This is a genomic window from Bacillus sp. BACIII (assembly GCF_057836745.1).
The window spans coordinates 2,145,536-2,159,984 of record NZ_CM174437.1 but is presented as its reverse complement, the minus strand read 5'-3'; the positions used below and the strand labels follow the sequence as shown (position 1 = coordinate 2,159,984).

Sequence of the window (14,449 nt, the reverse complement as noted above, 5' to 3'; positions counted from 1 at the left end):
AAAATACTGGGAGGGACATATGAAGACGGTGATTGTGTATGCAGATCCGGATGAGAACAGCTTCAATGCGGCTATCGTAAAATACGTCGCCATGGCTTTGAAGGACAGCGGCAAAAGCTATACTGTCATTGACTTATACGCCGATCAATTTGATCCCGTGCTGAAGGCAGGAGATGAAAAAAAGCGGACGGATATGAACCGGGACGCTGAAACGAAGAGATACCGGAAACTGGTGAAAGAAGCGGATCATCTCATTTTCATCTACCCGCTGTGGTGGGGAGGCGTTCCGGCGATTATGAAAGGCTTTTTTGACAAAGTGCTTGTCGCCGGAGAAGCCTACACATTTGAAAACGGCCGTGTAAAAGGACTGCTGCGGGCAGAGACGGCACAGGTGTTTTATACGGCGGACTCCCCGAACAGGCACTTAAAGTGGTTCCGAAAAAAAGCGGACTGGATTACGCTGAAAAAAGGAATTCTGCAATGTTGCGGCATTCAAAAAGCCGAACGGAACTTTATGCCCTCAGTTAAAACGAGCACACCCGAGCTGCGGGAAAAGCGGCTTCGCCAGGCATACGCCAAAGTCCGCCGCGCTTGTGAAAAAGGAGCGGCCGCATGCAGATAAAAGAAATTTTCGTGATCCGCTGTCTGTCCTGCTTAAGTGTCGTTCTGCTGCACGTGGTATCAATGGTGCTGATGATTCAGGAAGAGTCCTTAGCAAGCGCCGCCCATACGGTTGATGCATTCCGGACCTTGCTGATGTTCAGCACGCCGGCGTTTATCTTTATCTCGGAATTTCTGCTTGCCAGGTCCTATCCGGAAGGCGTCCCCGCAGGTTTCTTAAAGAAAAGGGGAAAAGTTATTTTCGTGCCGTTTCTGTTTATCGCCGCGGTGGATGCCATCTTAATGAAAAGTGTCGCAGAAGAGGGAGCCGGTTTCGTTTCAGTTTTCGGTAAATTTTTAGAAAACGTCTTTTTAGGAAACTTTATCGGGTACTTCATTCTTGTGATCTTTCAATTTTACATTCTCCATATGCTGCTGCACCGCTGGCTGAGCAACACATCTCCCGTGTGGGTGCTGGCTGTTTCGTTTATCATCAACGCCGTCTATCTGGCCTATTTTTCAATCGTTCGTCCGCCTGCTTCATCGGGGCTTGATTCTATTTTTCCGTTCTTTTGGGTTCCGTTTCCGGGCTGGCTGTTTTATTTCTGTCTGGCATTTTATTGCGGAAAGGAATACCGGCGTTTTTTAGCGCTCATCAATCAATACCGTTATGCGGTTTACTTCAGTGCGGCCGTATCGGCCATATTGATTGTGACGGTTTCATATGTCAGCGGCGGCTCCATTTCCTCTAAGCGTCCGGATATTATGATTTACGCGGTCAGTATGATCTTTCTGTGTTTTCATCTGTTTTCAAAGCTTAAAAAAGTGCCCGCGATTGTGATGATGATCAGCAACTATTCGTTTTCAATCTATCTGCTGCACTCCTACTTTTTAATCAGCGGATATCTTCTGGAAGGCTATTTGCGGTCAATGCCTTTGCCGGCTGCCATCCTTCTGTTATTTTTGATCTGCACGCTCGGTCCCATTTTCATATCTTGGGGGTGCAACCATTTCAGATACGGATACTTGTTTGTCGGGAAAGTGTATCAGCCGAAGCAGATTAAAAGAAATACGGCGGCGCATCAAGGCCGCACAGTCTGAAAAAAAGGCGGCGTTTCGGCCGCCTTTTTGATACGGGTCCGCTTTATCCGGCACGAGGACGGATAGTTGTACATCCTGCATACAAAGCCCCCCGCGGCAAGCCGACAGAGAATGCCAGGTAAGCGGTATCGGGCGGCCAATCTCTAATTTTAATAGCGCTTTCACTGTAAGGCTGAAGACCCCCGCCTGCATCCGTTTTGACCGGATGCATTTATGACAAAATAACGCCATCGATTTTCTCCCTTGTGAAGACCGATATATTGTATACTTATAGGAAATACTTTCAAAAAAAGTGAAAAAGAGAAAAACGGTGAGCTTGGATGAACGACTAAAAAGGAGCGGGGACATTATGAATGACTGTGTCAAAACATTCGGAGAACTTCCGGCCGAACTTTATTCCTCTGCGGGAGGAAAAGGAAGCATTCTCTCTAAAATGTATCAAAGCGGGTATCCTGTGCCTGAAGGGTTTGTGATTTTGCCGTCAGCCTTTCAGGACGGACAGCTCCGCCATCAGGCGAGAGAGGCTATTGATCAATATGTGAATTCCATCCGCAGCCGCCATGCATCTGCGTTGTTTGCCGTACGCTCATCTGCGCTGAGCGAGGATTCCGCTCAGGCTTCCTTTGCCGGAGAATTCGATACGGTGTTGAATGTCAAAACAGATCAAGACATGTCCAAGGCGATTGATGAAGTCCGCCGATCGGCACAGTCAGAAAGGGTAAAAGCGTACAGCGCCGTTCAGGGAATGGAAGATGAGCATGAAATCGCAATCGTCATCCAGCTGATGATACCGTCTGAGATATCCGGAGTGCTGTTTACCGCAGATCCGATTACGGGGAGCAGGCGGGAGATGACAGGCAATTACGTCTACGGTCTCGGGGAGCAGCTCGTTTCCGGGGAAGCCGATGCCTATTCTTTTAAACTGGCACGGCCCAAGAAAAAATATGACGGCCCCGGGGAATTTCGTAAATATGCGTCAAAGCTCTATAAACTGGCGAAAAAGCTGGAAAAAGATCTTGGAGGGCCGCAGGATATTGAATGGGCCGCCGCGGGCGGGACATTGTATATTCTTCAATCCCGCCCGATTACGACCTTACAAGCCGGAAATCTGGAAACCTATGAATGGAATGATTCTTTCAGCGGTGATTTTTTATGGACAAACACAAATATAGGAGAAGCGATTCCCGATGTGATGACGCCGCTGACATGGTCGCTCCTCCGGAATCTGGATGAAGAGTCGGGCATTATTCCGGGTTATTATGTCTGGTCCGGCAATATTTGCGGAAGAGCCTATAACAATATGAGCCAGCCGCTTTCCGTTCTCGCCGCTTTCGGTCTGAATCCGAAAGGCGGTAAAATAGGAAAAATGATGAGCGATACATTGGGAGAAATCCCGGCGGAAATGAAGATTCCTTTATATCCGTTCTCAAAGTATGAACTTTTGAAGATCATCTCGAAAAAACTGAAACCGTATCTGTCGAAAATGAAGCACGCAAAAAAAAACATGTCCTCCTACTTAGACGAATCGCCGGAGTGGTGCCGGAATATTGAGGAAAAGCTGAAACGTGCCGAAACGGAGCGGGCATTATTAGCGATATGGAACAATGAGATCTATCCGTATTTATGCAACGCGTGGTTTGCGTTAATATCCGGCGGGCGTGATTCTGCGCAATCCTCTTCGTCATTAACCTCTCAATTAACAAAACTCGCAGGCATAGAAGATGCGAATCTCCTGCTTTCCAATCTGAGGGGAAAAGGCGGACTGGCCAGCCTGGAGCCGATTATCGGCATTGATCAAGTCATGAAAGGCCGTATGAGCGAGGAAGAATATCTCAGGAACCAAGGCCACCGAGGCCCGCATGAATACGAACTTTCCATACCGCATCCGGGAGAAAACCGGGATTGGCTGACGAAGCAGATCAAAGAACACAAGGAGTCGGGTATTGATGCCGAACAACTGCTTTTGAAACAGCAGCGGGCGCATGAACAGGCCTTCCGAAGATTTGAAGAAAAGTTTCCTCATAAGGTCAAATGGCTCAAAGCCAAAATGGAAAAAGCGTCAGAATACGCGAATATTAGAGAAACAACCAGATCCGAATTTGTCAGGGTGTACCGGACAGCCAGAGCATTCGCGCTCAGAGCGGCGGAAATGACCGGCATGAAGGACGATATTTTCTTCTTGTATCTGCATGAAATAACCGATCTGCTCGCGGGGAAAGAGCCGGCGGTTGCGTCGATTCAAGCGAGAAAGCAAAACTATGAAACCTATAAAAAACTGCCGCCGTTCCCATCCGTTATTAACGGAAGATTCAATCCGTTTAAATGGGCTGAGGATCCTGACAGAAGAGCGGATTATTACGATGCTTTTATGCCTGCGGAAACTGATGATGCGCACACTTTAAAAGGTTTCGCGGGAGCGGCCGGGAGAGTGGAGGGCATTGTCCGTGTCCTTGATGTCCCGGAAGACGGGGATTCTTTTGCGGCGGGGGAAATTTTAGTGACTTCGACAACCAATGTAGGCTGGACCCCGCTTTTTCCAAGAGCGGCTGCTATCATAACGGACGTCGGCGCCCCTTTGTCCCACGCGGCGATCGTCGCCCGGGAACTGGGGATTCCTGCTGTTGTCGGGTGCGGAAATGCAACGTCAAAACTGAAAACGGGGGACAGGGTGGCCGTTGACGGCGGGCAAGGCATCGTCCAGCTGGAACCGCGGCAGACTCCGGTCACTTCTGAAGAGGAAAATGGTAAACTGATAGAATAAAATCATGAGAAAGGAGCCGCACATGAAAAAAGCAATCATTAACGGGGAACAAATCAGAAGTATGAGCGACCTGCACAAGACATTGAAAAAGGAGCTTGCCCTTCCTGAATACTACGGTGAAAACCTTGACGCTTTATGGGATTGTCTGACCGGCTGGGTCGAGTACCCTCTCGTTTTAGAATGGAGACAGTTTGAACAAAGCAAGCAGCTTACAGAAAACGGCGCCGAGAGTGTGCTTCAAGTCTTTCGTGAAGCGAAAGCGGAAGGCTGCGATATCACCATCATACTTTCATAATACGATCAACGGGAGAGAGACAAAAATGGAAAAACAAACCCTCAACTATCCGATTGGAGAATATCAGCCGGCTGAATCGATTTCGGGCGGACAGAAACAAGAATGGATCAATGCGCTGGAACATGCTCCGGCCAAACTGAAACAAGCTGTCAGAGCGATGTCGGACAATCAGCTCGATACGCCGTACCGCGAAGGGGGATGGACTGTCCGTCAAGTGGTTCACCATCTGGCGGACAGCCACATGAACGGCTATACCCGGTTTAAATTGGCTTTAACAGAAGATGAACCGGAAATCCGTCCCTATGATGAAAAAGGCTGGGCGGATCTTCATGATTCAAAAACCGCCGCTTGCGGGGATGCGCTTGAGCTGTTAACAATCCTGCACAGAAGATGGGCCGCTCTTTTGCGCTCCATGACGGAAGCCCAATTCAAACGGACATACTTCCATCCTGTTTCCAAAGAGACGGTTACGCTGGAACAAGCGCTCGGATTATATGTCTGGCATTCTGACCATCATATCGCCCATATTACTGAGCTTTGCCAGCGGATGGGCTGGCATTTGTCTTAGAGGATGCCGGCCTCCGGAAAAACGCCAAAACAGCCGCGGACACAATCGTGCATAACGAAATGACGGCGGCTGCCGTATAAAGATGATGATAGCCGCTGGCAATGCCCGTTTCAATCGCATCAGAAACCGCTTTTTTGACGGCGGGAACGGGGATTCGGCTTACCTGTTCCTGCAACGAAGAAATCCCGCCGCTGATATCGGGCAATTGCGCCTGATCAGCGGGAACGCCGCTTTTTGCTAAACGGTTTTTGATGTCATCTCCGATCCGGTCAAAGCCGGCTGTAATGAAGCCGGCATATAAGGCCGGGGCGAGCGTCAGCCCGACCTGCCTCACGAGGGAAAGCGTGCCGAGCGCCGTCCCTTTGTTTTGGCCCGCCGTTTCTGATACAAGCACATTCAGCGGAGCTCCGAGCAGAAATCCGAAACCGGTCCCCGCAATGACACTCGCTGTGACAAATTCCCATTTATCCGTCACCCATAACGGAAACAGGCTGAAGCCGGCAAATGCGATAGCGCCTGATACAACAGCAGAGAAGACCGGCCCTTTTTTATCCGTGACCGCCCCGCCGAGCCATGCGCCGATGCCTGATGCCAACGCGAGCGGCGTCATCCAATAACCCGCTTTCTCCGCCGATACGTGCAAATACTGCTCCGCGTAAGAAGGAATAAAAATGACCGCAGCGAGCAGCCCGCCCGATAAAAACCCGATGACAAGCGTCCATTGAAACACTTTATTTTGCAGCAGCGAGTAGGCGAGAATCGGATCGCCCCCGCGGTTTTCAACCCGCTTTTCAACCTTAAGCAGCGCAAGAAAGAGAAATGCCGCCCCCAGAAGATATCCGTACACCTTCACGTCCATTATGCTTTCTGAAAGCTTTGCCCCATCGAGGTTCGTGATACCGATCATGCAAGATAAAATTGCCAGAGACAACATCATCGTGCCGGCAAGATCAAGCTTTTTCGCCTCAGGCTCTTTCGTTTCAGCGATAAACAAACCGCCGCACACAACCAAAGCGGCGGCTATCGGCAGATTAATCAGAAACAGCCAATGCCACGACCCGGTTACATCAAGCAAAAAACTCCCGATATTCGGTCCGAGGACGGCCGCCATACCGTTCATCGCCCCTAAAAGCCCGAGAGCTTTTCCCTGTTTTTCTTTCGGAAGCACAGCCAGCACATGTGAGCTGCCGATAATAAAAATTCCCCCGCCGCCAAAGGCCTGAATGAGCCGCGCCGCCAAAAACATCGGGAAGCTCTGACTGAGTGCGACAAGCAAAGAGCCAAGACCGAACAGTCCGACTTCAATCATAAACAGTTTTTTCCGCCCGTAGCGGTCCGACAGCTTGCCGACAATCGGCACACTGACACTGAGTCCCAATGTGTAAAGGGTCACGCCCCACGATCCCCATGAAGGAGAAATATCAAAAGAGCTGTTAATCGTCGTCAGAGCAGCGGAAATAATTCCGTTGTCCAGCGCCGCCATGAACACACCGATCGTAAAAAGGGTGATGGCCCAGCTCTGGTTTTTTCCTGTTTGCACTCGTCTCGGCATACTGATCAATCCTTCCATTTTAATTCACTCAAAATATATTATTCACTTTGAGTGAATTAAATGTCAAATGAAAAAAGGCCGCCGATACGGCAGGCCTTTTTCATCTTTATGCCTGTTTGGAGGATTCCAGTGCTTTTGCCAAAAAGGCGAGCCCTTGATTAACCGTTTGTTTTTCTTCAGCGGTCAGCGTTTCCAATGAACGCTTCAATTTTATATGCCCTTTTTGATAAAGGCTGCGGAAAATGTCTTTCGCGTTTTCCGTCAATTGAACGACGACTGAACGGCGGTCTTCTTCTGACGGGGCGCGTGTAACGAAATCCGATTTTTCCAACCGGTCAAGCAGCCCCGTCGTATTTGAAAGGGAAGCGCCCATTTTTTCTGCAATTTCACTCACCTTCAGCGTCCCGTGGTTGTTCAGAAGCATCAGCACCTTCATTTGCGGCATGCTCATATCAAGCTTCATCCATTCGGACACATCGCCGAGTCCAGCCGACGTCATCACTTTCATATACAGCACCCAAATATCCCGTTCCTCAGGAGAAAAAATATCGCCACCCAAGACCGTTGTATCATGCAGGTTGTAATCCATCGTCTCACTTCCTCATTCATACTCCTTCATACCATATTACTGATTTTCATCTGAGAAAGAAAGTTGCAGGCGAGTTTTGTTTGAATAGGAGGTGGTAGTGTATAATATGTTGGAGATTATTGGGGGAATTATAATAAATAAGCTATTTTATGATGATTGGAGAGAATATTGCTGACTAAAAAGAATGCCTTATCGATATTAAAAGTATTATTTCCTATTGCAGTTTTGCTTTTAGTCATTTATCAGTCGAAGAAGGAATTGACGGATCTTTCTTTTAAACGCACGCTGTACATTATTAACGGGATTGAGCGGTACGATTTATTTATCCTCGTTCTGCTCGGCCTCCTTGCCGTCAGTGCGATGTCCTTTTATGACTTTGTGCTGAAACGGACGCTGCGGCTCAACATTCCGAATTGGAAAGTGTTCAGGGTTTCCTTTATCGCCAATTCCTTTAACAATGTCCTTGGATTCGGGGGTCTGGCGGGCGTCGGACTGCGGACGATGCTGTACAAAGAGCATACGAGCGACGTAAAACGACTTGTCGCAGGCATTGCCTGGCTTACTTCTTCAGCGCTGCTCGGACTGTCGGTCTTCAGTATTCTGACTTTCGCCCGGGTGCTGCCGGTGGGCGAAATCACAGGCGAGAAGCCGTGGCTGTGGGCTGTCATCGCCGGCGTGGCGCTTATTGTGCCGGTGGCCTTAATCGCCGCTTGGATCAACAATAAAAAAGCTCGAACGGAAGATGGTGAAGCAAAACTGAGGCATCCGATTTTTTCTTATATCGGAGCTTCGTTTGCCGAATGGTTTGCGGCGGCCGTCGTTATGTATTATTCACTGCACGTCATGGGGATTCACGCAGATGTCCGCCATGTATTCGGTGTATTCGCGATAGCCGCTATCGGGGGAATCATCAGCCTTGTGCCGGGCGGATTCGGCTCGTTTGACCTCCTGTTTCTGCTCGGCATGCAGAATATGGGCTTTCCGCAGGAGGCAGTCGTGACATCCATCGTCATCTACCGGATTGTGTATTCATTTATTCCGTTTGTGTTCGGGCTGTTCTTTGCGGCCGGCGACTTAACGGAAAACACGCTGAAACGGCTGGAATCAAATCCGAAGATGGCGCCTGCCGTAGAAACGACGAACGTGCTTCTCGTATTGCAGCGCGGGATCTTAATCAGAGTGCTTTACGGTTCGCTGTCGCTTTTGGTTTTCGTGTCGGGAGTGGTCGTGCTTGCGTCCGTCGCATTGCCGATTGACAGAGAAACGGTCATTCCGCACATTCCGCGCCCGGCGCTCCTTGCGTTTAACGCGCTATCGCTAAGTGCGGCATTGATTCTATTAATCCTGCCGATTGAATTATACAAACGGACGAAACGCTCTTATTCAATGGCGGTCGCCGCGCTGGTCGGCGGTTTTGTGTTCAGTTTCTTAAAAGGAATGAACATCAGTGCAATCTTTATTCTGCCTGTCGTCATCGTCGTGCTTGTGCTGCTGAAGCGGCAGTTTATCAGGGAGCAGGCATCGTATACACTCGGCCAGATGATTTTTGCGGCCGCTCTGTTTATTATCGCCTTGTTTAACTATAATCTCATTGCCGGTTTTATTTGGGATAAAATGAACCGGCTGCTGCGCCACGATTACTTCGTCCATAATAATTCGCACATTACATATGCGACGATGACGGCCATTATTGTCGTGCCTCTGTTTTTCTTTGTCTTCACGGCAATTTATCATAAAAGATTGAAGCCGATCGGGGAAGAGGCCGATCCTGAACGGCTGAAGACCTTTTTGGCGGAACAAGGCGGAAATGCGCTCAGCCATCTCGGCTTTCTCGGGGATAAGCGGTTTTATTTCTCAAGCGACGGCAAAGCGCTTTTATTGTTCGGCCAGATTTCGAGAAGACTTGTCGTGCTCGGTGATCCGTCGGGACAGAAAGACTCTTTTCCGCTGGTGATCGAGGAATTTCTGAACGAAGCGCATAAGCAGGGACTGAGCGTCATGTTTTATCAGATTGAACGTGAAGACATGGCGCTGTACCACGACTTCGGCTATAACTTCTTCAAGCTTGGAGAAGAAGCTCTCGTGGATATGGAGGCATTTACGCTGTCAGGAAAGAAAAAAGCGGGGCTGCGGGCGATTAACAACAAATTTGACCGCGAAGGCTACACATTTCATGTCGGGGAACCGCCGTTTTCTTCCGAGTTTATGGCCAAGCTGAAAGACATTTCGGACGAATGGCTCGGACCGAAAAAAGAGAAAGGCTTTTCTCTCGGTTTCTTCGATCGGGACTATTTGGAACAGGCTCCGATTGCTTACGTAAAAGACACAGAAGGGGAGATCATCGCTTTTGCCAACCTTATGCCGATGTACCAGGAAGGCGAAATATCAGTCGACTTGATGCGTTATCGGAAAAACGCGCCGAACGGTATCATGGACGCGCTTTTCATCCGTCTGTTTCTCTGGGCGCAGGAAAAAGGCTATACCACTTTTAATATGGGGATGGCTCCGTTGTCAAACGTAGGAACGGCCTTTACATCTTTCTGGTCGGAAAGAATCGCAGCCGTCATCTTCAACAACGTCCGGTATATGTACAGCTTCAGCGGGCTGCGGGCCTTTAAAGAAAAATACAAACCGGAATGGCGCGGGAAATACTTGGCGTACCGCAAAAACAGATCGCTGTCTGTCACGATGTTTCTCGTCACCCGCCTGATCGGAAAAACAAAAAAAAGACGCCGTTAAAAGGCGTCTTTTTTTTCCTGTAATGTAATTAACTAAAAATTCTAATTTTCTTTTGTTATACTGAATAACATACCATAAGACGAAAGGAAGACTGATGAATGAAACAGGCAGTTGTATTTAAATATGAAGCGTTTACCGATATTCCTGATCTGGGAAATCCCGCTGGAATCGTCTTTAACGGTGATGATTATTCAGATGAAGAGATGCAGATGATCGCCGAAATGGCAGGGTACAATGAAACCTCATTTCTCTGTAAAAGCGGAGAAGCCGATCTGCGCATCCGCTATTTTACACCCGGCCATGAAATGAATTTATGCGGACATGCTACCGTTGCCTCTCTCTACGCATTAATTGAAAAGGGAAGGCTTCACGCTGATCAGGCGTATCGGATTGAGACAAAAGCCGGTATTCTTCCCGTAAAAGCCGCTGAACGAAACGGGCGGGTATACATCACGCTTGAACAGGCTCCCCCGCAATTTCTGCCGTTTACGGGAGACAAAGAAAAGCTTGCGGCTTCGCTCGGGATAACGGCTGAGGATTTCCACGGCGAGCTTCCGATTGTTTACGGATCAACGGGAATCTGGACGCTGATTGTTCCGCTGAAATCACTGGAAGCATCACGGAATATGGTGCCGGACAACTCACAATTTCCCGCTGTATTGCAAGATCTTCCGAAAGCGAGTGTTCATCCTTTTTCTCTGGAAACTGTTCATCAGGAAAGCGATCTGCACGGACGCCATTTTTCTTCTCCTTTTTCCGGAACGACCGAAGACCCCGTCACGGGAACCGCTTCAGGCGTCATGGCGGCCTATATGCGGCAATACGGGGGCTCTGAAGCCGAATGCCTCACGATTGAACAAGGTCAGGAAATAGGGAAAGACGGAAAAGTGGAAATCAGGATCACGGAGGAAGACGGCGAGGTGAAAATCGAGATGACGGGAACGGCCGTGTATGCCGAATCAATTCATTTTCAGCTTCCGTAACGGTTTACAAAAGCCGGTTCTATCCGTTATATTATAAATGATAATCATTTTCAATTGAATAGGAAGGTGAATCGGCATGCCGAAAACCGAACAATTACAGCAAAACGAGAGTCTTAAACATACGATCAGAAACAGAAGATCCATCCGGTCATTTAAACCGGAAACCGTTCCTTCTGAAGTCATATTAGATATGCTCGAAACGGCCGTTTACGCACCGAACCACAGACTGACGGAGCCATGGCGTTTTATCTACGCGGCAAGCGAAGCGGGAAAAGAAAAGCTTGCGGACAGCTACGTCTCATTTTTCAAAAAAATAAAAGATGATTTCAACGAGGAAAAAGAGCGGAACATGAGAAAAAATCTCAGTGCCGTTCCGGGATTTTTGTTGGTCGTCTTAAAAGAAGATGAAAATGAATTTACGCGAAATGATGATTTCGCGGCGCTGAGCGGCATGATTCAAAACCTTCAGCTTCTCGCACATGAAAACGGCATCGGCATGGTTTGGAAAAGCGGCCGCATTATGTATGACAAACAGGTGCATCAAGACTTCGGCCTTGCAGACAATGAACGCTTCGCCGCCATCATCCAAACGGGCTATCCGGATGAACAGCCTAAGGCGAAAGAACGGACGCCGGCAAAAAGCCTGTTTACCGAACTGTAAAAAAACCCCCGTCCTCAAGAAGAGGCGGGGATTTTGTATTAGCGGGTTTTGCTTTTTGCTCTGTTGTCAGCGGCTTTCATCCGCGCTTGCGCTTCGCGGTCAGCGGAATCAGCAAGCTCGCTTGAATATTCCTCATATGTGCCGTCTGTTTCACGTTTCAAAGCAGCCGGAACTTGAGGAAGTTTTTGTTTGTTTTTATCACGGTTTTTGTGAGTATGATTTCTGCCCATAACAATCGCCCCCTGAAAAAAGTGATATCAAACAAACATAGTATCTGCCCGGTCCCGATCTTTATTCGTTTATTTCCGTTTGGCTGCTCTTTCCGCTTTTTTGAATTCACCGGAATAAAGGACTTCCTGCATTTTTTTGAGATTGGCTCCCTGCTGATGTTTTTCGCGCTTCTTTTCCATAAAAGAAGACCCTCCTTCAAAACAGAATACCAATAGGATTGGCTTTTATTTCCGTTTTTATGCAGATAAGAGATCCTTTAAAGCCAAATCAAGTTCTTCATACGTAAATTGAAAACCGGATGTCAGCGCCTGTTTAGGCAGGGCGCGCTGGCCTTTTACGATCAGCAGGCTCATCTCTCCCAATGCTTTCTCCAGAAAAAATTCCGGTACGGGAATCCAGTGGGGGCGGTGCAGGACGCTTGCGATCGTCTTTCCGAATTGCTTCATTTCAACGGGGTTCGGCGATGTCACATTCATCGGGCCGGACAAGTCATCATGCTCCGCCGCATACGCGATGAGTTCCGCGGCGTCATCGACATGAACCCATGACAGCCATTGCCGTCCCGAGCCGACGGTGCCGCCCGCTAACAGTTTATAAGGGAGAACCATGAGCGGCAGGGCGCCTTTTTCACCGAGCATCACGCCGAATCTGGCATATACCGTCCGGATGCCGAGCGCTTCAATTTTCTGGCCTTCACGCTCCCACATATGAGCCGTATGACTGAGAAAGTCTTCATTTGACGTATCGGACTGCTCAGTGAACGTTTTCTCTGTACTGGTGCCGTAAATGCCGACGGCGCTAGCCTGAATGAAAGCCCGCGGTTTTTGAGGCTGCTGCTTCATAATCCGTCTGACTTCTCTCGTCGCTTTTACCCGGCTTGAGATAATTTGTTCCTTCGTTGTGTCCGTCCAGCGGTCAAAGATGGATTTGCCGGCGAGATTCACCCATACATCAATAGGGGGAAGCTCGCGCTCAGGCACCGCGTTTTCGGCCAGCCATTGAACATATGTCACATTTTTTTGTTCGGTTTCTCTCTGTTTTCTTGATAAAATATAGACATGATGTCCCCGGCGGGTAAATACATCTGTCAGATGCCGGCCGAGAAAACCCGTGCCGCCTGTCATCGCGATATTCATATCCATCTCTCCTTACACGTTGATACATATACTGTACCTCATTTGCCGAAAAGAAAAACGCCTGAACATCGGGGCGGGAAAGGAGACCGGTATGCCGTTTATTACAAAAATATCGACCCAAAAGAAAAACACTGAGCGCTTCAACATCTTTCTTGATGAGAAATATGCATTCAGCGTCGACGCCGACGTGCTTGTGCGTTTTGACCTGAAAAAAGGGAAAGAACTGGACGAGCTTGACATTCTTGAAATCCAGCACGGCGATGAAGCGAAAAAAGCCTTTAACCGCGCCGTAGATTTTTTATCATACCGGATGCGCTCTGAAAAAGAAGTCCGGGACCATCTGAAGAAAAAAGAAACACCTGAGATGGTCATTCCTGAAGTCATCCATAAACTGTACGATTACCGCTACTTAAATGACAAAGAATTTGCCGAAGCCTATGCAAGCACCCACAAGAAAACAAACGGCAAAGGCCCTGACGTCTTGTTCCGCGAGCTGAAAGCGAAAGGAATAGACGACGATACCATCAAGGAGACGCTCAGTGCGTTTACATTTGATGAGCAGATACAAGAAGCGCTGAAACATATCGGGAAAATCCTGAAAAAAGACAAAAAGCTGTCCACAAAAGAGATCAGACAGCGGGCGCAGATGCAGCTTCAGCGAAAAGGTTTTCCATTCGACGTTATCAACGCCGCCCTGGAGCAGACGGAGTATGAGAATGATGACGAAACTGAGATGGAAGCCCTGAAGATTCATGCGGAAAAGGCGATCAGGAAATACCGCTATGACGGCAGCTATGAAAGCAGAATGAAGGTCAAACAGTACTTATTCAGAAAAGGATTCTCAATTGACGATATTGAACAATTTTTGCAGGAAGAGGAGTAAACCGAAATGGACAAACGATACAGTCAAATGACGCCTCATGAACTACAGACAGAAATTGCGGGATTGACGGAAAAAGCGAGAAAAGCGGAACAGATGGGCATTGTAAATGAATTGGCCGTGCTTGAACGGAAAATCACGATGGCCAAAGCCTACATGCTGGAGCCTGAAGACTTTCGGCCCGGCGCAGTGTATCAGATAGAAGGTTCTGATGACACATTCAGCATTGATTACATCAACGGCGTATTCGCCTGGGGGCACAGATCTTCGTCGCCTGACCGGGAAGAGGCGCTGCCGATTTCTGTTTTGAAAGAAAAAAGTTAACAAAAGAGGCCGGTTCCGGCCTCTTTTTT

General features: G+C 48.5%; 15 protein-coding genes. 10 read left to right on the top strand and 5 right to left on the bottom strand.

The window, feature by feature from the left end; all coding sequences use genetic code 11:
• Window positions 1–19 precede the first annotated feature (19 nt).
• From ACXN9U_RS10445 to ACXN9U_RS10425, 5 genes are all read left to right on the top strand, one after another.
• Window positions 20–622, top strand: a complete 603-nt coding sequence (locus tag ACXN9U_RS10445) for an NAD(P)H-dependent oxidoreductase (protein WP_489201605.1) — start codon at window positions 20–22, stop codon at window positions 620–622.
• Entirely contained in the window at window positions 613–1,701 is a 1,089-nt protein-coding gene (locus ACXN9U_RS10440; RefSeq protein WP_489201604.1) for an acyltransferase family protein, read from the top strand. The genes ACXN9U_RS10445 and ACXN9U_RS10440 overlap by 10 nt, the downstream gene beginning before the upstream one ends.
• A gap of 349 nt (window positions 1,702–2,050) precedes the next feature.
• Window positions 2,051–4,462 carry a PEP/pyruvate-binding domain-containing protein gene (locus tag ACXN9U_RS10435; protein WP_489201603.1) on the top strand — a complete coding sequence of 804 codons (2,412 nt, stop codon included), beginning with the start codon at window positions 2,051–2,053 and terminating at the stop codon, window positions 4,460–4,462.
• 22 nt (window positions 4,463–4,484) lie between these two features.
• A complete protein-coding gene (locus tag ACXN9U_RS10430) occupies window positions 4,485–4,757 on the top strand; it encodes a ribonuclease inhibitor Barstar (RefSeq protein WP_060963303.1) in 273 nt (90 codons plus the stop codon).
• Between the two features lie 25 nt (window positions 4,758–4,782).
• Complete coding sequence (locus ACXN9U_RS10425) at window positions 4,783–5,325, top strand: YfiT family bacillithiol transferase (protein ID WP_489201602.1); 543 nt, start codon at window positions 4,783–4,785, stop codon at window positions 5,323–5,325.
• Here the strand turns inward: ACXN9U_RS10425 and ACXN9U_RS10420 are convergent.
• Window positions 5,285–6,877 carry an MFS transporter gene (locus ACXN9U_RS10420; protein ID WP_489201601.1) on the bottom strand — a complete coding sequence of 531 codons (1,593 nt, stop codon included), beginning with the start codon at window positions 6,875–6,877 and terminating at the stop codon, window positions 5,285–5,287. The genes ACXN9U_RS10425 and ACXN9U_RS10420 overlap by 41 nt on opposite strands.
• Window positions 6,878–6,983: 106 nt before the next feature.
• Entirely contained in the window at window positions 6,984–7,466 is a 483-nt protein-coding gene (locus ACXN9U_RS10415) for a MarR family transcriptional regulator (RefSeq protein WP_060963300.1), read from the bottom strand.
• 168 nt (window positions 7,467–7,634) lie between these two features.
• On the opposite strand from ACXN9U_RS10415, the gene mprF reads away from it, so the two are divergent.
• The 3 genes from mprF (at window position 7,635) to ACXN9U_RS10400 (ending at window position 11,849) form a co-directional block, all read left to right on the top strand.
• Window positions 7,635–10,205, top strand: a complete 2,571-nt coding sequence (mprF, locus tag ACXN9U_RS10410; protein ID WP_489201600.1) for a bifunctional lysylphosphatidylglycerol flippase/synthetase MprF — start codon at window positions 7,635–7,637, stop codon at window positions 10,203–10,205.
• 98 nt (window positions 10,206–10,303) lie between these two features.
• The gene (locus ACXN9U_RS10405; RefSeq protein WP_060963298.1) at window positions 10,304–11,188 is read left to right on the top strand and encodes a PhzF family phenazine biosynthesis isomerase; all 885 of its coding nucleotides are present in this window, start codon (window positions 10,304–10,306) and stop codon (window positions 11,186–11,188) included.
• 76 nt (window positions 11,189–11,264) lie between these two features.
• Complete coding sequence (locus tag ACXN9U_RS10400) at window positions 11,265–11,849, top strand: nitroreductase family protein (protein WP_016936723.1); 585 nt, start codon at window positions 11,265–11,267, stop codon at window positions 11,847–11,849.
• Between the two features lie 38 nt (window positions 11,850–11,887).
• Here the strand turns inward: ACXN9U_RS10400 and ACXN9U_RS10395 are convergent, their stop codons facing one another.
• The 3 genes from ACXN9U_RS10395 to ACXN9U_RS10385 form a co-directional block, all read right to left on the bottom strand.
• Window positions 11,888–12,079: a YfhD family protein gene (locus tag ACXN9U_RS10395; protein WP_016936722.1), complete on the bottom strand. Its 192-nt coding sequence runs from the start codon at window positions 12,077–12,079 to the stop codon at window positions 11,888–11,890.
• A 69-nt stretch (window positions 12,080–12,148) separates the two neighbouring features.
• Entirely contained in the window at window positions 12,149–12,259 is a 111-nt protein-coding gene (locus ACXN9U_RS10390) for a YfhE family protein (RefSeq protein ID WP_003155504.1), read from the bottom strand.
• Between the two features lie 57 nt (window positions 12,260–12,316).
• On the bottom strand, window positions 12,317–13,216 hold the full coding sequence (locus ACXN9U_RS10385; RefSeq protein ID WP_489201599.1) for a TIGR01777 family oxidoreductase: 900 nt from the start codon (window positions 13,214–13,216) through the stop codon (window positions 12,317–12,319).
• Window positions 13,217–13,307: 91 nt separating this feature from the next.
• On the opposite strand from ACXN9U_RS10385, the gene recX reads away from it, so the two are divergent.
• Both recX and ACXN9U_RS10375 read left to right on the top strand, forming a co-directional pair.
• Complete coding sequence (recX, locus tag ACXN9U_RS10380; RefSeq protein ID WP_060963296.1) at window positions 13,308–14,099, top strand: recombination regulator RecX; 792 nt, start codon at window positions 13,308–13,310, stop codon at window positions 14,097–14,099.
• 6 nt (window positions 14,100–14,105) lie between these two features.
• Window positions 14,106–14,420, top strand: coding sequence for a YfhH family protein (locus ACXN9U_RS10375; protein ID WP_060963295.1), 315 nt, complete (start codon window positions 14,106–14,108; stop codon window positions 14,418–14,420).
• Window positions 14,421–14,449: the final 29 nt, after the last annotated feature.

Bases quoted from the DNA above. Each gene is read 5' to 3' on its own strand.
- ACXN9U_RS10445 (WP_489201605.1), top strand. From the start codon at position 20: ATGAAGACGGTGATTGTGTATGCAGATCCGGATGAGAACAGCTTCAAT.
- ACXN9U_RS10440 (WP_489201604.1), top strand. From the start codon at position 613: ATGCAGATAAAAGAAATTTTCGTGATCCGCTGTCTGTCCTGCTTAAGT.
- ACXN9U_RS10435 (WP_489201603.1), top strand. From the start codon at position 2,051: ATGAATGACTGTGTCAAAACATTCGGAGAACTTCCGGCCGAACTTTAT.
- ACXN9U_RS10430 (WP_060963303.1), top strand. From the start codon at position 4,485: ATGAAAAAAGCAATCATTAACGGGGAACAAATCAGAAGTATGAGCGAC.
- ACXN9U_RS10425 (WP_489201602.1), top strand. From the start codon at position 4,783: ATGGAAAAACAAACCCTCAACTATCCGATTGGAGAATATCAGCCGGCT.
- ACXN9U_RS10420 (WP_489201601.1), bottom strand. From the start codon at position 6,877: ATGCCGAGACGAGTGCAAACAGGAAAAAACCAGAGCTGGGCCATCACC.
- ACXN9U_RS10415 (WP_060963300.1), bottom strand. From the start codon at position 7,466: ATGGATTACAACCTGCATGATACAACGGTCTTGGGTGGCGATATTTTT.
- ACXN9U_RS10405 (WP_060963298.1), top strand. From the start codon at position 10,304: ATGAAACAGGCAGTTGTATTTAAATATGAAGCGTTTACCGATATTCCT.
- ACXN9U_RS10400 (WP_016936723.1), top strand. From the start codon at position 11,265: ATGCCGAAAACCGAACAATTACAGCAAAACGAGAGTCTTAAACATACG.
- ACXN9U_RS10395 (WP_016936722.1), bottom strand. From the start codon at position 12,079: ATGGGCAGAAATCATACTCACAAAAACCGTGATAAAAACAAACAAAAA.
- ACXN9U_RS10390 (WP_003155504.1), bottom strand. From the start codon at position 12,259: ATGGAAAAGAAGCGCGAAAAACATCAGCAGGGAGCCAATCTCAAAAAA.
- ACXN9U_RS10385 (WP_489201599.1), bottom strand. From the start codon at position 13,216: ATGAATATCGCGATGACAGGCGGCACGGGTTTTCTCGGCCGGCATCTG.
- recX (WP_060963296.1), top strand. From the start codon at position 13,308: ATGCCGTTTATTACAAAAATATCGACCCAAAAGAAAAACACTGAGCGC.
- ACXN9U_RS10375 (WP_060963295.1), top strand. From the start codon at position 14,106: ATGGACAAACGATACAGTCAAATGACGCCTCATGAACTACAGACAGAA.